Genomic DNA, 15,423 nt, shown 5'->3' with positions numbered 1-15,423 from the left:
TGTTTGACTCTGACGTGGGTTGGAACAAATAGTGAACATTCTGCTTTCCGGACTCTCATGAACCCCGCGCCCCTGTCATCTCCCGGCCTGTTTCCCGAGCGGCCCGCGCCGTTGGAAGAGGCCTGCGCGGCGAGCCCACGGGACGGGGCGGCCCTGATGTCCTTCGCCCTGTCGCGGCGGCTGGAGGGGGATGAGCGTCCGGTGCTGATGACGGCGACGCGAGCGTGGCTCGGCGAGCATGGGCGGCCCTATGGGCCGGGCCTGCCGGGAACGTCGCTGATCCTGGCGCCGGTGAACACGGCGGCCGAGGCCTTGTGGACGTTGGAACAGGCGTTGCGGTCAGGGGCGGTGTCGCTGGCGCTGGGGACGGTGGATGCGGCCACCCTGGCCCAGACGCGGCGGCTGGATTTCGCGGCCAAACAGGGCGGATGCGTGGGTCTGGTGCTGCCGCGCGGGCTGGACGGGCTCAGCGCGGCGCGGCGGCGGTGGAGGATCTCAACCCTGTCCAGCGCGGTCGATCCCGATGACGCCAAGGCGCCGGGCGCGGCGCGGCTGACGGCCGAACTGGTGCGCGGGCGCGGGGAGCGGCCTGGGGCATGGATGCTGGAGCAGGATGATGAGACGCATCGTCTCCGTCTGGCTGATCGACTGGCCGATAGCGGTCTGGCGGCGATCGGCCATGCGGGCGCGTCGTCCGGCCTCGCCGCCTGACCCCGCGCTCGACCCGAAGAACCCGTTCGCCCTGATCCTGAAGAACAGCCGGGGCGCGGCGATCATCCACGCCCTGAATCCGGCCGCCCGTTCGGCTGGCTTGAGGCGCGGCCAGACCCAGGCCGACGCCCTGGCCATGATCCCGCACCTGATCTGCAAGCCCGCCGACACCGAGGCCGACGCCCGGGCGCTGACGGCGCTGGCGGTCTGGGCCGAACGCTGGTCGCCGTCGGTCAGCCTCGATCCGGCGGGGGAGGGGCTGGAAGGGCTGTTCCTCGACGTCACGGGCGCAACCCATCTTTTCGGAGGAGAAGCGGTCTTGCTGACGCAGATTCGCGACCGGCTGGCCGAGGCCGGAACGCGGGCGCGGGCCGCCATGGCCCCGACGCCGGGCGCGGCCTGTGCTCTGGCGCGCTGGGGCGAGGCGGAGGGCGGCGGCTGCATCGCCGACGAGGACAATGTGCGCGGTCTGCTGTCGGCCTTGCCGGTCGAGGCATTGCGCATCGACGACCGCACCCTGACGCAGGCGCGGCGGTTCGGGCTGAAGCGGATCGGCGATCTCAATCCCATGCCGCGCTCGGGATTGGCGCGGCGATTCCGGGACGGGGCCGGGGTCGGTCTGGTGCAGCGGCTGGATCAGGCGCTGGGCTTTGCAGGCGAGGCCCTGACGCCGGTGCGGCCGCCGCCGAAATATCGGGCCTGGCAGACATGGATGGAGCCGGTCGGCGATATCGAGGGCGTGGAGGCGCGGCTGAAGGAGCTGACCGCCGACCTGTCCGCGCCGCTGGTGCGCGACGGGCAGGGGGCCAAGGCCCTGACCCTGACAGGCTTCCGCTCGGACGGTCGCACCACCAGCCTGTCGGTGCGCATGGGCCGGCCCGGACGGGATGCTGGCGTCTGGATGCGGTTGTTCCGCGAGGCGGGGCTGGGGCGGCTGGAACTGGGCTTCGGCCTCGACGCCATGATGCTGACCGCCGACACGGTCGAGGCGATGACAGCGCGGCAGGGCGCGCTGGAAAGCGAGGCCGAGGCGAAACAGGCCGAGAGTCTGGCCGCCCTGATCGACCGCCTGACCGCGCGGCTGGGCGAGGACCGGGTGCTGACGCCCGAACCGTTTGACAGCTGGCTGCCCGAACGCGCCGAGCGCTGGCGGCCGGCCTTGGGGCGGTCGCCGTCCGCGGCGGAAGGCGATGCGCGCCGGCCCATCCTGCTGCTGGATCCGCCCGAACCGGTCGAGGCCCTCGCCGAACTGCCCGACGGCGCCCCGGTGCGGTTCACATGGCGGCGGCTGTCGCGGCGGGTGACGCGGTCCGATGGACCCGAGCGGCTGTCGCCCGAATGGTGGCGGCCCCGTCCCGACGACCGGCAGGTGCGCACCCGCGACTACTATCGCGTCGAGGACGAGGCGGGCGGCCGGTACTGGCTGTTCCGCGAGGGGCTTTACGGACGAGAATATTCGGGCGAGGTCGAGGAACGCGCCCCATCATGGTGGATGCACGGGGTGCTGCCGTGACCACCCCGGGATCCGGCTGGGACGGCCAGTACGCCGAGCTGGGGGCGATGACGAACTTCAGTTTTCTGGAGGGGGCGTCGCATCCGGGCGAACTGATGCATCAGGCGAAATCGCTGGGTCTGGCCGCCGTCGGGGTGGCCGACCGCAACACCCTGGCCGGGATGGTGCGGGCCTTGATGGGGGCCGAGGAGGTCGACATCCCCTTGGTCGTCGGGTCGCGGCTGGGGTTCACCGACGGAACGGAGCTGATCGTCTTTCCGCGTGACCGCGCCGCCTACGGCCGCCTGTGCCGACTGCTGTCGCTGGGCAAGAGCGAGGCCGTGCCGCAGCCGGGTGCCGACCCTGCTGCAGAGCGGATCGAGAAGGCCGAAACGCGGCTGACCTTCGAGCAGGCGGCCGGGCTGGGCGAGGGGATGATCGCCTTGGCCCTTGCGCCGGAGAGGCCTGATCCGGCGTTCGAGGCGCGGCTGGCGGCGTGGCGGCGGGCCTGGCCTGACGCCCTTTATCTGGCGGCGGCTCCCCTGTGGCGCGGCGACGACCGCAAGCGGCTGAACCGGCTGGCGGCGATGGCGCAGCGTACGGGCGCGCCCATGATCGCGACCAATGCCGTGCTGTATCACCACCCCGACCGGCGCATGCTGCAGGACGTCCTGACCTGCATCCGCGAGGGAACCACCATCGACAAGGCGGGCCGGCGGCTGCAGGCCAACGCCGAACGCCATCTGAAGCCGCCCAGGCAGATGGCGCGACTGTTCCGCGGGCATGAGGCGGCGCTGGCGCGGACGATGGCGGTGGCGCGGGCGTGCCGCTTCTCGCTGCGGGAGCTGGAATACCGGTATCCTGACGAGCCCGTCCCGGCAGGATGGACGGCGCAGCGGCGGCTGATCCGGTTGGCCTTTAAGGGCGCGAGGATGAAGTGGCCTGACGGCGTCGATCCCAAGATCCGGGAGACGATCGTCAAGGAACTGAAGCTGATCAAGCTTCTGAAATACCCCAACTACTTTCTGACCGTGCACGACATCGTCCATTGGGCGCGGACGCAGGAGAAGCCGATCCTGTGTCAGGGACGCGGCTCGGCCGCGAACTCGGTGGTCTGCTTCTGTCTGGGCGTCACCAATGTGAACCCTGCCGAGCAGGACGTGCTGATCGAACGCTTCATGTCGGCCGACCGGGACGAGCCGCCGGATATAGACGTCGATTTCGAGCATGAGCGGCGCGAGGAGGTGATGCAGTACGTCTATCGCCGCTATGGCCGCGACCGGGCGGCGATCGTGGCGACGATCATCCACTATCGCCCCCGTTCCGCGATCCGCGACGTGGGCAAGGCGTTGGGCCTGACCGAGGACGTCACCGCCCGGATGGCCGACACCGTCTGGGGCTCGTGGGGCGACAGTGTGAAGGACGAGCACGTCGACCGGACGGGCCTGAGCCGCGACGACGCGCGGATGCGGCTCGCGCTGGAGCTGACGGCCGAGCTGATCAAATTCCCCCGCCATCTCAGCCAGCACGTCGGCGGCTATGTCCTTAGCCAGACGCCGCTGCTGGAGATCGTGCCCATCGGCAACGCCGCCATGCCGGACCGCACCTTCATCGAATGGGACAAGGATGACATCGACTTCCTGCGGCTGATGAAGGTCGATGTGTTGGCGCTGGGCATGCTGACCGCGTTGCGGCGCGGCTTCGACCTGATCGCGGAACACTATGGACGCCGGTTAGAACTGGACACGGTCCCGCCGGACGATCCGCAGGTCTACGACATGCTGTGCAAGGGAGACTCTCTCGGGGTCTTCCAGGTCGAAAGCCGGGCCCAGATGTCGATGCTTCCCCGGCTTCAGCCACGTGTCTTCTACGATCTGGTGGTGGAGGTGGCGATCGTCCGGCCCGGGCCGATCCAGGGCGGGATGGTGCATCCCTATTTGAAGCGGCGGGCCGAGCGGCGCGAGGCGGAGCGGCTGAACCGGCCCTTCGTGATCGACTTCCCCCATCCTCACTCCGACCATGGCGACAGGGACGAGTTGAGGCGGGTGCTGCACAAGACCCTGGGCGTCCCCCTGTTCCAGGAGCAGGCGATGCGGATCGCCATGGAGGCGGCGAAATACACCCCGGCCGAGGCCAACAGCCTGAGGCGGGCCATGGCCACCTTCCGGCACATGGGCACCATCGGCGAACACGAGGTGCGGTTCACAAGCCGGATGATCGAGCGCGGCTACGACCCCGACTTCGCCCGCAGCTGTTTCGACCAGATCAAGGGGTTCGGGGAGTACGGCTTCCCGGAAAGCCACGCCTGCTCGTTCGCCCACCTCGTCTACATCTCGTCATGGATGAAACGCTGGCATCCGGAGGCGTTCACCGCCGCCCTGCTGAACAGCCAGCCGATGGGTTTCTACGCGCCGGCGCAGCTGGTTCGGGACGCCATCGAACATGGGGCCGAAGTCAGGCATCCGGATGTGAACGTCAGCGGCTGGGACGCCTCGCTGGAAGCGCGCGGCGAGGGCGAACCCTGCGCCCTGCGGCTGGGCATGAGGTCCATCGATGGCTTCAAGGAGGGCTGGGGCCTGCGGATCGAGGCGGTGCGAAAGGCGGGGCCTTTCGCTGATCTGGAGGATCTCAGGCTGAGAGCGAATTTGCCGCCCTCCGCCCTCGACCGGCTCGCGGAAGCGGACGCCTTCGGATCACTGGAGCTGACGCGCCGGCAGGGGGTGTGGGCGGTCCGGGGCGCGCCGCCGCCCTCATCCGCGCCCTTGTTCGAGGCCATGGGACTGGTCGAGACGGACGGCCGTCCGCCTGAGGCTCTGCCGATGCTGGCGCCGTCAGAGGAGGTGGTCGGCGACTACCAGACCATTCGCCTGTCGCTGAAGGGGCACCCGGTCAGCTTCCTGCGCGAGCGGCTGACGGCCGTCGGGGCGCTGACGGCGAAGGACTATCCGCAAAGGCCGAACGGCCGGACCGTCTCGGTCGGCGGCGTCGTGCTGGTGCGCCAGCGGCCCGGCACGGCCAAGGGCGTCTGCTTCATGACCGTGGAGGACGAGACGGGCGTGGCCAATCTGGTGCTGTGGCCCAACGTGTTCGAGCGGTTCAGACCTGTCGCCATGGGCGCGCGCATGGTGCTGGCCCGTGGCAAGGTGCAGACGGCCGAGGGCGTGACCCATCTGGTCGTCGATCATCTGGAAGACTGGACCCCAATGCTGGGCCATCTGACGCCCGACAGCGCGCCGGGATCAGGCCATACGCCAGCGCGCGGACGGCATCCGCGGGACGTCAGGGTGCTGCCTGGGTCGCGGGATTTTCACTGACGGGCCTCAGCCCTTCCGCTGAAACCGCCACTTCCAGATGCGGTAGCCGACGATCGGGGCGAAGCCGCAGACCAGGGCGGCGATCAGCACCGTCCAGAAGCCGCCGCCCAGCCCGTATTCGCCGACCGCCGCCCCGACCAGGGCCGCGAGAAGCGGACCCAGCCAGGGCACCCACGACGGGGGCTTAGGCATCCACCTTGATGACGCCGCGCCGGATCTGGTCCAGCTCGATGGAGTCGAACAGCGCCTGGAAATTGCCCTCGCCGAACGCCTGGTTGCCCTTGCGCTGGATGATCTCGAAGAAGATCGGACCGAAGGTGTCCTGGGTGAAAATCTGCAGCAGCAGGCCGTCCTCGTCGGAACCGTCGATCAGGATGCGGTTCAGCCGCATGCGGGCGACGTCGTGGCCGTGACCCGGCAGGCGTTTGTCGATCAGATCGAAATAGGTGTCGATCGTGTCCTGGAAGGGGATGCCGCGACGCTTCATCTCCTCGACGGTCTCGAAGATGTCGTCGGTGGCGAGCGCGATGTGCTGGATGCCCTCGCCGTTGTAGCGGCGCAGGAATTCCTCGATCTGGCTGTTCTCGTCCTGGCTCTCGTTCAGCGGAATGCGGATGGCGCGGTCGGGCGCGATCATGGCCTGGGACAGCAGGCCGGTCGCCTTGCCCTTGATGTTGAAATATTTCTGCTCTTCGAAATTGAAGACGTCGCCGTAGAAGCCCGACCAGGTTCGCATCTCGCCGCGGCGGACGTTGTGGGTCAGGTGGTCGAGCATGAACAGGCCGACGGAGTTCTTGCGCTCGGCCTCTTCCCAGCCCTCGATCTCGTTCCAGCCGTCGTAGAGCGAGCCCTGCTCGCCATACTGGTCGATGATGTAGAGCAGCGAGCCGCCGATGCCCTGCAGGATGTAGGAATAGCCGCCGCCCAGAGCGCCGCCGTCATGGCCTTCGGCCGGACGGGCGCCGCGCGCCACGGCGCCTTCGTAGGCGGCCTTGGCGTCGGTGACGCGGAAGGCCATGCCGTTGGCCGAAGGACCGTGATCGGTCGAGAAGGCGGCCGCCTGTCCCTTGGGCGACTGGTTGACCAGCAGGGTGATGTCGCCCTGCTTCAGCCGGACCACGTCATTGGCCGGGTTCACATGGGTTCGGGTGAAACCCATCAGCTCGAGGCGCGAGACCATGGCCGCGGGATCGGGACCGGTGAACTCCACGAACTCGAAGCCGTCGACGCCGAGCGGGTTTTCCTTGTCGAGGCGGGCGGCCGCTTCGGATTGGGGGGCGTCATGCATGGAACGTCTCCTGAGCGCGTCGGCGTTGGTCGCCGCTTTCGGGCGGAACCTAGTGATCGGCGGCGGCCAAGCCAAGCCGCCGCCGGTCACAGTTGAGTGGGAGAGGACGCGCGGCGGCTACGGCCGCCCGACAACCGCATCGACCGACCCGGTGGTCACCGGGTGATAGCCCGGACGCGCCTGCGCGTAGATGCGGCGCGCGATCGGACGGCCCCAGTCGCCCTCGGCCCACAGGCTGGTGAACAGGGGCAGGACGAATTTGCGTCGGCCCTGGGTGGTCAGGAAATGCTCCAGCGTCGGCACGGCGGGCTGATAGCGGTGCTGGACCGCGATCTGCAGCCAGGCGAACAGCACCTCGGCATTGCCCTCGTTACGCAGGTTCAACGACGATTCCAGATCGGCCAGCTGCGCATTGGTCAGCCAGTCCGCCCCACCCTGCGCGCCCTCGGGACGCCAGGCGAGGAAGCGCTGGCGCTCCTGCGTCGACCAACCCGCCCACGGGACGGCCGAGGCCGGACCCTTGTCGGCGAAGAAGGCGCGGGCGGCCGCATCGACCGGACCGAAGGCGCCTGACACCGGAGGCTGCCAGTTCGACGGCATGCCGGGCTGGTAGATCCAGGCGTCCATCATCAGCTGGCGTTCCAGACCGGCGTCGCCCGCGATCAGATGGGTGCGGATGTCCTGCAGGAACAGTTCGGTGGTCATCGGACGGAAGGCGTTGCGCTCGAAATAGCCCTTCAGCCAGCCGTCGAACCGCTCGCGTCCGACGATGCGCTCGATGGTGAACAGGAAGGCGGCGCCCTTTTCATAGGCGACGTCGGTCAGGCCCTCGTCGGGGTCGCGGCCCTCGAGGCTCAGATGCAGGCGGGTGTCGGCGGGCGGCAGGCCTGCCATCTCGTCCTGCAGGTCGCCCCAGCCCAGCGAGGCCAGCATCAGGGCGCGGTCCTTGCCGTACAGGGCCTCCATGATGCGGTTCTCGAAATAGACGGTGAACCCCTCGTTCAGCCACATGTCGTTCCAAGTGGCGTTGGTCACCAGATTGCCCGACCAGCTGTGCGCCAACTCGTGCGCCACCAGCGAGACCAGCGACTGGTCGCCGGCGATGATGGTCGGGGTGGCGAAGGTCAGACGCGGGTTCTCCATCCCGCCGAACGGGAAGGAGGGCGGCAGGACCAGAAGGTCGTAGCGGCCCCAGCGATAGGGGCCGTACAGCCGCTCGGCCGCGTCGACCATGTCGGCGGTCGGGGCCAGTTCGGCGCGGGCGGCATCGAGGCGCGAGGGCTCGGTGAAGACGCCGGTGCGCTCGTCGATCGCCGCGAAGGCCAGATCGCCCACGCCGATGGCGATCAGATAGGGCGGGACCGGATTGGTCATACGGAAGCGCCAGGCCTTCATGCCGGGGCCGGCGGCCTCGCCCTCGGGGGTCAGCTGCTGGGCGCTCATCACGACGCGCAGGTCGTCGGGGGCGACGATGCGGGCGTCATAGGTCTGGCGGATGCCGGGGCTGTCCTGGGTCGGAACCCAGGTGCGGGTCAGGATGGCCTGGCCCTGGCTGAACAGATACGGCTTCTGGCCGCCCGCGGTCTGGCTCGGCGTCAACCACTGCAGGGCGGCGGCGTCCGGGCGGGTCGAATAGCTGACCACGATGCGCCTCGTTTCGCCCGCGGTCAGGGCCGGGAAGCGGACGGTCAGGGGCTGGCCCTTGATGGCGTCATTGGCGCCCGTTTCGTACTGCAGCGGGGCTCCGGCGGCGTCCGTGACGTTGCGGATGTCCAGATTCTTGACGTCCAGAACGATCTCGTCGGCGCCCTGGACGCCCTGGATGTCGAGCCCTGCCGTCCCCGACAGGGTGTGGGCGGCGAAGTCGGCGGTCAGGTCCAGATCGACGTGACGCACATGGGCGATCTCGGGGCGGGCGTATGTATGGGTGTCGCGCGCATACGCGATCGGCGCGGTCGCCGAGGCGGGCAGGGGCGGCATGTCGGAGGGGCCGGAGCCGGGCATGGATGCGCATCCTCCCATGGCCGTCGCGAGGGCGAGGGCGGAGACCAGTCCAAACGTGCGGATCATCGAGAGTCCTTGACCAGAAGGCCCGCCGCCCTTGTTCGGTCGGTCAGGCCGGTTCGTTTCCTGCCGGGACAACGCTCCCGCGGAGGAAAAAGATCAAGAGGGCGCCATCGCCGGAACGAGGTTTCGCGCCTTGAACAACTGGCCCCGCTCGGCGATCAGGACGAAGCCCAGCGCCGTGAGGCCCAGGCAGGTGAAGCCGATGGTCATGGGAACCGCCGAGCCGTTGAACTGCTGGCCGATCAGGAAGCCCAGCGTTGCGCCGCCGGTCGTCGAGATGAAGCCCTGCGCGGAGGAGGCGGTGCCCGCGATATGCCCCATGGGCTCCATGGCCATGGAGCCGAAATTGCCTGCGATGAAGCCAAAGCAGAACATGGTCAGGGCTTGCAGAACGGCGAACGTCCAGATCGTCTCATGGCCCGATAGCGCCACCGCCGCATGGATCGCCGACATGGTGATGAAGCCCAGCAGGGCGGTGTGCGAGATCAGCCGCGACCCGAGCCGCTCGACCAGTCGCGCGTTGAGCAGCGAGGCGATGGCGATGCCGCCGGCGACGACGCCGAAGACGATTGTGAACAGCTCCGGCTCGTGGAAGACGTCGAAGAAAATCTGCTGGCTGGAATTGATGAAGCCGAACAGGGCGCCGGAGATGGCGGTGATGGCGAAGGTGTAGCCGATCGATTGCCGATTGGTCAGTGCCGTGCGGAAGGCCGAGGCGATGCGCCCGACCTGGATCGGCATCCGGTCCTCCGGGTGCAGGGTCTCGGGCAGACGGATCGCGGCCCACATGGCGAAGGCGGCGCCGCCCACGGCCAGGACGCCGAACACCCACGGCCATGGCGCGACGGTCAGGATCGCCGCACCGAGCGCCGGCGCCAGGATCGGCACGCCGAGGAAGACCAGGAACGACAGGGACATGACCCGCGCCATCGTCCGCCCGGAGTAGCGGTCGCGCACGATGGAGACGGCCAGCACGCGCAGGGCGGCGGCGCCGACGCCCGTCCCGACCCGCGCCGCGATCAACAGTTCGAACGTCGGGGAGAAGGCGGCCAGCACGCTGAAGAGCACGTAGAGGCCCAGCCCGATCATCAAGATCGGCTTGCGCCCGTACCGGTCGGCCAGAGGGCCATAGACGATCTGGGTCACGCCAAAGCCCAGCAGATAGGCGGTGATGACCCACTGGCGGCTGTTCTCGGACACGACGCCCAGCGCCTCGCCGATGGCGGGCAGGGCGGGCAGCATGGAATCGATAGCCAGAGCGTTCAGCGCCATCATCATGGCGATCAGGGCGACGAATTCGGGAAACCCCGGCCCCTTCATCGCTTCCGGGGTGCTCCGAACGTCCGTTGATTTTTCCATCCGGCCCAGATGGGAAGGTCGGGCCAGCCTGACAACCGGAAGACGCCGGGAAATTGCCCGGAAGCGGTCCAACCTCTACCGTGGCGTAAATGAGAGGCGGGGGACGCATGGAGACGACCGTTCTGAAGGCCCATCGACCGTGGCGCGGGGTGTTGCTGCTCACCCTCGCGCTGTGGGGATTCTGCTTCCTCACCTACTATGCGATCACCTTCCTCTGGACCAACTGGGCGCCGCCCGCGTGGCTGCTGGGCTTCAATCTGGCGGCGACGCTCAGTGGTATTGGCGTGTCACTGGCTCTGGCCGCGGCGCTGATGAAGCTCGATCCGAGGCGCGGCGCCGGGCGGATCGCCGGCGCGGTCGCGCTCACCCTGGTCGCGGCCCTCGTCCAGACCCTGATCGACCAGCAGATCTGGCGCGAGCTCGCCAGCCAGTTCATGCAACCGACCCCGCGCCCGACGTCCCTGGCGGGCGTCTTCGCCGATTTCGCCCAGGCGATGAAGACGCCGATCGCCGCCTTCCGACTGCTGTCCTTTCTGTGGGTGTTCGGCCTGTTCGCCGCGGCGGTCATCCTGTTGCTCGAACTCGGAGCCGGCCGACGGCGTGAGCGTCAACTCGTCGAGGCCCGGAACATGGCCCAGACGGCGCAACTGGCGGCGCTGCGGTACCAGCTGGATCCGCATTTCCTCTTCAACTGCCTGAACAACGTCTCAAGCCTGGTCGTCACGGGTCGGGCCGCTGAAGCCGAGACGATGATGATGAAGTTGTCCGACATGCTCCGCACCAAGCTGGCGGGCGATCCCCACCTTCCGAAAACCCTCGGCGAGGAGCTCGACGACGTCTGTGAATATCTCGCGATCGAGGGGATCCGGTTCGGCGACGCGCTTGAGATCGACGTCGACTGTCCCAGCGAATTGCTCGGGGCCGAAGTGCCGGGATTCATCCTCCAGCCGCTGGCGGAGAACGCCGTGAAGCACGGGCTCATCGCGGATGGAACGCCGCGTGCCATATCGATCGAGGCGGAGCGCAGGGATGAGGCCCTGGTGATTTCCATCCGCAATGAAAGGACTGCGAACAGCGGCGACGCGCTCGAAGGCTTCGGTCTCGGACTGACCAACACGCGGCAGCGCCTGCAAGCCCTGTATGGTCCCGACGGGCGGCTGGAAACCGAAGCCGACGATAAAATGTTCACGGCCCGGGTCGTCCTCCCGCTTGATCGCGCGGCCGACCGGCGCGAAGACGCCATTCTGACCGGCGCCTAGCCTTCCGGACTTCAATATGACCGACTTCCCCGTGACCGTCTTTCACAACCCCGCCTGCGGCACCTCGCGCAAGGTTCTGGGCATGATCGAGGCTGCCGGCTACCAGCCCGACGTGGTCGAATACCTGCAGACGGGGTGGACGTCCGACCAGCTGCACGACCTGTTCGCCGAGGCCGGACTGACGCCGCGCGACGCCCTGCGCGAGAACGAGGCGGCGGTTACCGTTCCGGCCTTGCTGGACGCTGCGGCGACGGATGACGCGATACTGGAGGCGATGCTCGCAGACCCGGTTCTGGTCAACCGTCCTATCGTCCGCACCCCCCGCGGCGCCGCCCTGTGCCGTCCGCCGGAGCGGGTGCTTGATTTGCTGGACCGCCGGCCAGATGACCTTGTCGACAAGGACGCCGACTTGGTCGAACCAGGCCAGGCCATCTCTGGCGCACCATCGGTGGGCCCGGCATAGTCCTCCCGATCAGGGAGGATCACACCATGCGTCTTTCAGTACTTGCGGCCGCACTGGCCCTCGGCTGCGCCGCGCCAGCCGCCGCACAGACGCCGCCGTCGCCGGTTCCGGTCTCGACCGCAGCGCCGGCCGATGTCGCCACGCCCGAGGCCATCACGGCGGCGCTTTACAACGTGATTTCCGGGGACGCCGGAGTCGCCCGCGATTGGGATCGCTTCCGGTCCCTGTTTCACCCGACGGCCCGGTTGATGCCTTCCGGCATGAACCGCGAAGGTCAGAGGGTCGTCCGTTCGATCACGCCGGAAGAATACGTTACCCGCAACGGCCCGTTCCTGGTGGATCAGGGGTTCCACGAACGGGAGATCGCGCGCCGCTCGGAACGGTTCGGCCAGATCGTCCACGTCTGGTCCACCTATGAAAGCCTGCACAGCCTGTCGGACGCGAGCCCGTTCGCCCGCGGCATCAACAGCATCCAGCTGTTCAACGACGGCGCCCGCTGGTGGGTGGTCAGCGTCTACTGGCAGTCCGAAACCCCGGCTGCGCCGATTCCCGCGGAGTACCTTCCGCCCGCGGTGCGGGCGGCCGGGGTCGAACCGGCACTCCTTTCGGAACCGGATTTTGAGTCCGGCGCGTCTACCAATTCCACCACGCCCGCACAGGCCGCCCGGTCATCTCGGCAGGCGGGCTTGGTAGCGTGGGCCGTCCGTCCGGGTCAATCCGGCAGTCGCGGCGACATGGACCGGAGCATCATTCGCTTGCGGCGCGTCGGGCGGCGCGTTCTTCCCGCTGCCGCCGTCGGTCCTCACGCATGCGTTCCCTGTCCTCGGGGGTCTGATAGCCGTCCAGAAGGAAATGAGCCTTGTAGAGGACCCGCGTGACCGGCAACGGCGCGCCGGGATCGGTGAGGTTCTGGAGCCGGGCCCGTCGCGCCGAGGCGAGCGTCGCCTCGCCGAACCGGCCGTCTCGTGGGTGTTCGGACTCGATGGCGCAGTCCCGCAACGATCCGTCCGGATTGTTTACACAGGTGACGACCGCAAAGCCGCGAGCATATCGCGTGTTCGGGTATTCACCCCGGGGACGAACGGCCCACCCCAGATTGGGGGGCACGCCGTCCTCCTGAAGGGTGTCCAGTTCCGCGTCGCGCGGGTCGACAAGCGGCCGGCCGCATGTGGTCAGGGTCTGGTCGATCGAGCCGGACGACGCAGGCAGGGCAACGTCGTACAGAAGATTTCGCCCGCCGTAGGAGGCGCCCGGGACGAGAATGCGAAGGCGTCCGCCGTCGCGCAGTTGACGGGCGAAAGGAGCCGGCAGCTCGCTCACCACGATGGTGTCGTCCGTCGCGACATTCCAACGGCTCTCTACCGGCTCGTCATCTCCGAAAGCGATCCGCAGCGGACGGCTGGTCGCCCGTCCCGCAGGCGGAAGACCGGCGATAACGGCCTCGAACCCGCCATCCGCGCAGCGTGTGGCGATAGTCAGCCCGTTGTCGAACCGGACATAGGCGACCAGAAGATTCTTGCGCTGGTCCCGCGCGACATCCCAGTCCGGCGACGTATCCTGGGCGAGCGCCGGCAGCGCGATGCAGCAGGCGAGGAGGGTAATCAAGGCGCGCTTCATCGATCAGTCCGGGGAGAGAGTTGTTGCAACCTTGTCGGGACGAATGTCAGGAAGCAACCTCATTAGAGGGCCTGGGCTGTCACTTCCGTATGGGCGTCCGGCGCGCCGGCCATGATCCGGCGGGCGCGGATGAACATCTCGATCCGCTGGGCGACGATCAGGCCGCCGGCCAGCAGCAGGAAGCCCTGCTCGACCGCGACGACGTGGAGGCCGAGACTTTCGGCGTGACCCTCCAGCCACGGACGGGCGAACGAGCGGACCGCCAGCAGGGCCACGATCAGAATGATCCCCAGCGGCGACGCCTGGGCCTTCAGCACGCCGTCCTGGCCCTTCTCGATCGTCACCATGCTGCCCCGCCAGAAGCCTGCGGCGAGGCCCAGCATGAGGCTGCCGGCCAGCAGGGCCCAGTCGGCCGGACCATAGGGGGTCAGGTCCGCGCCGGGCGCCTGCCGCATGCCCCACAGGCCGAACCCGATCAGGGGGATGAAGAGCGCGGGCAGGATCCACATCAGCTCCGGCCGCAGGGTCCGCTTCTGGCGGTTGCGCAGAAGGATCACGACGACGGCGATCCCGATCCCGATCAAGGGACCGTATTGTTGAGGCGTCATGGCCGGTGCTCCCCCCGCGCGACCCGGAATGGTCGCGGAACTGTCGAAAGCTTAATCCGCCCCGCGCATCCGTAAAGGCGCGTCGCCGCCTCTGCCTCCTGAAAATCGGAGGTCGAGATGAAGCGCGTGATACCCGCGATCCTGTCGGGCCTGCTGCTGTCCTGTCAGGGACCGGCGGCGGTTCTCGCTCGGGAGCCGGCGAGGACGGCAGGCAGCGCCTATACGGCTTCGACCGTCTGTTCGATGGCGCCGAAGATGGAGTGGTGTTTGTCGTCCAGCATCTCGATGCGGACGGTATCGCCGGCTTTCAGGAACGGCGTTTCGGCCTTGCCGCGCAGGATGGTTTCCACCGTTCGCACCTCGGCGATGCAGGAATAGCCGAGGCCGCCCTCGGAGACGGGCTTGCCCGGACCGCCGCCCGCGTCGCGGTTCGACACCGTGCCCGAGCCGATGACCGTGCCGGCGCACAGGGCGCGGGTCTTGGCCAGATGGGCGATCAGGGTGCCGAAGTCGAAGGTCATGTCGACGCCGGCGTCGGCCTTGCCGAAGTCCGCGCCGTTCAGCTGGACGGACAGTTCGCCCTTCAGCTTGCCGTCGGCCCAGCGGTCGCCGAGCGCATCCGGCGTGACGAAGACGGGCGACAGGGCCGACGCGGGCTTGGACTGGACGAAGCCGAAGCCCTTGGCCAGTTCGGCGGGGATCAGGTTGCGCAGGGAGACGTCGTTGACCAGACCGACGAGGCGGATGTGGGTCAGCGCTTCCTCGCGCGTCACGCCCTGCGGCACGTCGCCGGTGACGACCACGACCTCGGCCTCGAGGTCGCAACCCCAGCTTTCATCGGCCAGCGGAATGGCGTCGCGCGGCGCGAGGAAGCCGTCGGAACCGCCCTGGTACATCAGGGGATCGGTCCAGAAGCTGTCGGGCATTTCGGCGTTGCGCGCCTGACGCACCAGGGCGACGTGGTTCACATAGGCCGAGCCGTCGGCCCACTGATAGGCGCGGGGCAGGGGAGCCGCGGCCTCGCGCTCGTGGAACCGGCCGCGCGGCACGCCGCCATGCTCAAGACTCTCGGCCAGCGCCAGCAGGTCCGGCTCGACCCGCTCCCAGTTGTCGAGCGCCGCCTGCAGGGTCGGCGCGATCAGGAAGGCGTCGGTGAACCAGGCGAGATCGTCGGAGACGAGGACGAGGCGGCCGTCGCGGCCGTGCTTGAGCGAGGCGAGTTTCATGCCTCAAGGCTTAGGCGGT

The 15,423-nt window shown here is 68.4% G+C and carries 12 protein-coding genes and 1 tRNA gene; 5 read left to right on the top strand and 8 right to left on the bottom strand.

Annotation, left to right across the window (positions count from 1 at the left end):
- Positions 1–57 precede the first annotated feature (57 nt).
- From ASD25_RS19835 to ASD25_RS19825, 3 genes are read left to right on the top strand one after another with little or no spacing between them, the layout of a single operon-like run.
- Positions 58–711: a hypothetical protein gene (locus tag ASD25_RS19835; RefSeq protein WP_056619951.1), complete on the top strand. Its 654-nt coding sequence runs from the start codon at positions 58–60 to the stop codon at positions 709–711.
- On the top strand, positions 617–2,224 hold the full coding sequence (locus ASD25_RS19830; protein WP_162252091.1) for a DNA polymerase Y family protein: 1,608 nt from the start codon (positions 617–619) through the stop codon (positions 2,222–2,224). The genes ASD25_RS19835 and ASD25_RS19830 overlap by 95 nt, the downstream gene beginning before the upstream one ends.
- Positions 2,221–5,517 carry an error-prone DNA polymerase gene (locus ASD25_RS19825; RefSeq protein WP_235562801.1) on the top strand — a complete coding sequence of 1,099 codons (3,297 nt, stop codon included), beginning with the start codon at positions 2,221–2,223 and terminating at the stop codon, positions 5,515–5,517. Before ASD25_RS19830 ends, ASD25_RS19825 begins: the two co-directional genes overlap by 4 nt.
- Positions 5,518–5,523: 6 nt before the next feature.
- Here ASD25_RS19825 and ASD25_RS19820 read toward each other — a convergent pair whose 3' ends face one another.
- The 4 genes from ASD25_RS19820 to ASD25_RS19805 all read right to left on the bottom strand — a co-directional run bounded on the left by ASD25_RS19820 (position 5,524) and on the right by ASD25_RS19805 (position 10,231).
- Complete coding sequence (locus ASD25_RS19820; RefSeq protein ID WP_056619945.1) at positions 5,524–5,709, bottom strand: hypothetical protein; 186 nt, start codon at positions 5,707–5,709, stop codon at positions 5,524–5,526.
- Positions 5,702–6,805 (bottom strand): 4-hydroxyphenylpyruvate dioxygenase, encoded by a 1,104-nt coding sequence (gene hppD / locus ASD25_RS19815; RefSeq protein ID WP_056619944.1) that lies wholly within the window; start codon positions 6,803–6,805, stop codon positions 5,702–5,704. The genes ASD25_RS19820 and hppD overlap by 8 nt, the downstream gene beginning before the upstream one ends.
- Before the next feature lie 117 nt (positions 6,806–6,922).
- Positions 6,923–8,875: a M1 family metallopeptidase gene (locus tag ASD25_RS19810; protein ID WP_056619941.1), complete on the bottom strand. Its 1,953-nt coding sequence runs from the start codon at positions 8,873–8,875 to the stop codon at positions 6,923–6,925.
- A 93-nt stretch (positions 8,876–8,968) separates the two neighbouring features.
- Positions 8,969–10,231 (bottom strand): multidrug effflux MFS transporter, encoded by a 1,263-nt coding sequence (locus ASD25_RS19805; protein WP_056619938.1) that lies wholly within the window; start codon positions 10,229–10,231, stop codon positions 8,969–8,971.
- A 152-nt stretch (positions 10,232–10,383) separates the two neighbouring features.
- On the opposite strand from ASD25_RS19805, the gene ASD25_RS19800 reads away from it, so the two are divergent.
- Positions 10,384–11,490 carry a sensor histidine kinase gene (locus ASD25_RS19800; protein ID WP_162252090.1) on the top strand — a complete coding sequence of 369 codons (1,107 nt, stop codon included), beginning with the start codon at positions 10,384–10,386 and terminating at the stop codon, positions 11,488–11,490.
- A gap of 16 nt (positions 11,491–11,506) precedes the next feature.
- On the top strand, positions 11,507–11,953 hold the full coding sequence (gene arsC / locus ASD25_RS19795; protein WP_056619936.1) for an arsenate reductase (glutaredoxin): 447 nt from the start codon (positions 11,507–11,509) through the stop codon (positions 11,951–11,953).
- Positions 11,954–12,526: 573 nt separating this feature from the next.
- Here the strand turns inward: arsC and ASD25_RS19790 are convergent.
- The 4 genes from ASD25_RS19790 to ASD25_RS19775 all read right to left on the bottom strand — a co-directional run bounded on the left by ASD25_RS19790 (position 12,527) and on the right by ASD25_RS19775 (position 15,404).
- A tRNA-Leu gene (locus ASD25_RS19790) sits at positions 12,527–12,608 on the bottom strand.
- 92 nt (positions 12,609–12,700) lie between these two features.
- Positions 12,701–13,570 carry a hypothetical protein gene (locus ASD25_RS19785; RefSeq protein ID WP_056619933.1) on the bottom strand — a complete coding sequence of 290 codons (870 nt, stop codon included), beginning with the start codon at positions 13,568–13,570 and terminating at the stop codon, positions 12,701–12,703.
- Positions 13,571–13,632: 62 nt separating this feature from the next.
- Positions 13,633–14,178, bottom strand: a complete 546-nt coding sequence (locus ASD25_RS19780; RefSeq protein ID WP_056619930.1) for a CcdC protein domain-containing protein — start codon at positions 14,176–14,178, stop codon at positions 13,633–13,635.
- Between the two features lie 218 nt (positions 14,179–14,396).
- Complete coding sequence (locus ASD25_RS19775; protein ID WP_056619919.1) at positions 14,397–15,404, bottom strand: fumarylacetoacetate hydrolase family protein; 1,008 nt, start codon at positions 15,402–15,404, stop codon at positions 14,397–14,399.
- Positions 15,405–15,423 lie beyond the last annotated feature (19 nt).

Source organism: Brevundimonas sp. Root1423 (genome assembly GCF_001426805.1).
This window is presented reverse-complemented; position numbering and strand designations above follow the sequence as displayed.

Coding starts and splice junctions, on each gene's coding strand:
- ASD25_RS19820 (WP_056619945.1), bottom strand. CDS start 5,709: ATGCCTAAGCCCCCGTCGTGGGTGCCCTGGCTGGGTCCGCTTCTCGCG.
- hppD (WP_056619944.1), bottom strand. CDS start 6,805: ATGCATGACGCCCCCCAATCCGAAGCGGCCGCCCGCCTCGACAAGGAA.
- ASD25_RS19810 (WP_056619941.1), bottom strand. CDS start 8,875: ATGATCCGCACGTTTGGACTGGTCTCCGCCCTCGCCCTCGCGACGGCC.
- ASD25_RS19780 (WP_056619930.1), bottom strand. CDS start 14,178: ATGACGCCTCAACAATACGGTCCCTTGATCGGGATCGGGATCGCCGTC.
- ASD25_RS19805 (WP_056619938.1), bottom strand. CDS start 10,231: ATGGAAAAATCAACGGACGTTCGGAGCACCCCGGAAGCGATGAAGGGG.
- ASD25_RS19830 (WP_162252091.1), top strand. CDS start 617: ATGAGACGCATCGTCTCCGTCTGGCTGATCGACTGGCCGATAGCGGTC.
- ASD25_RS19785 (WP_056619933.1), bottom strand. CDS start 13,570: ATGAAGCGCGCCTTGATTACCCTCCTCGCCTGCTGCATCGCGCTGCCG.
- ASD25_RS19775 (WP_056619919.1), bottom strand. CDS start 15,404: ATGAAACTCGCCTCGCTCAAGCACGGCCGCGACGGCCGCCTCGTCCTC.
- arsC (WP_056619936.1), top strand. CDS start 11,507: ATGACCGACTTCCCCGTGACCGTCTTTCACAACCCCGCCTGCGGCACC.
- ASD25_RS19835 (WP_056619951.1), top strand. CDS start 58: ATGAACCCCGCGCCCCTGTCATCTCCCGGCCTGTTTCCCGAGCGGCCC.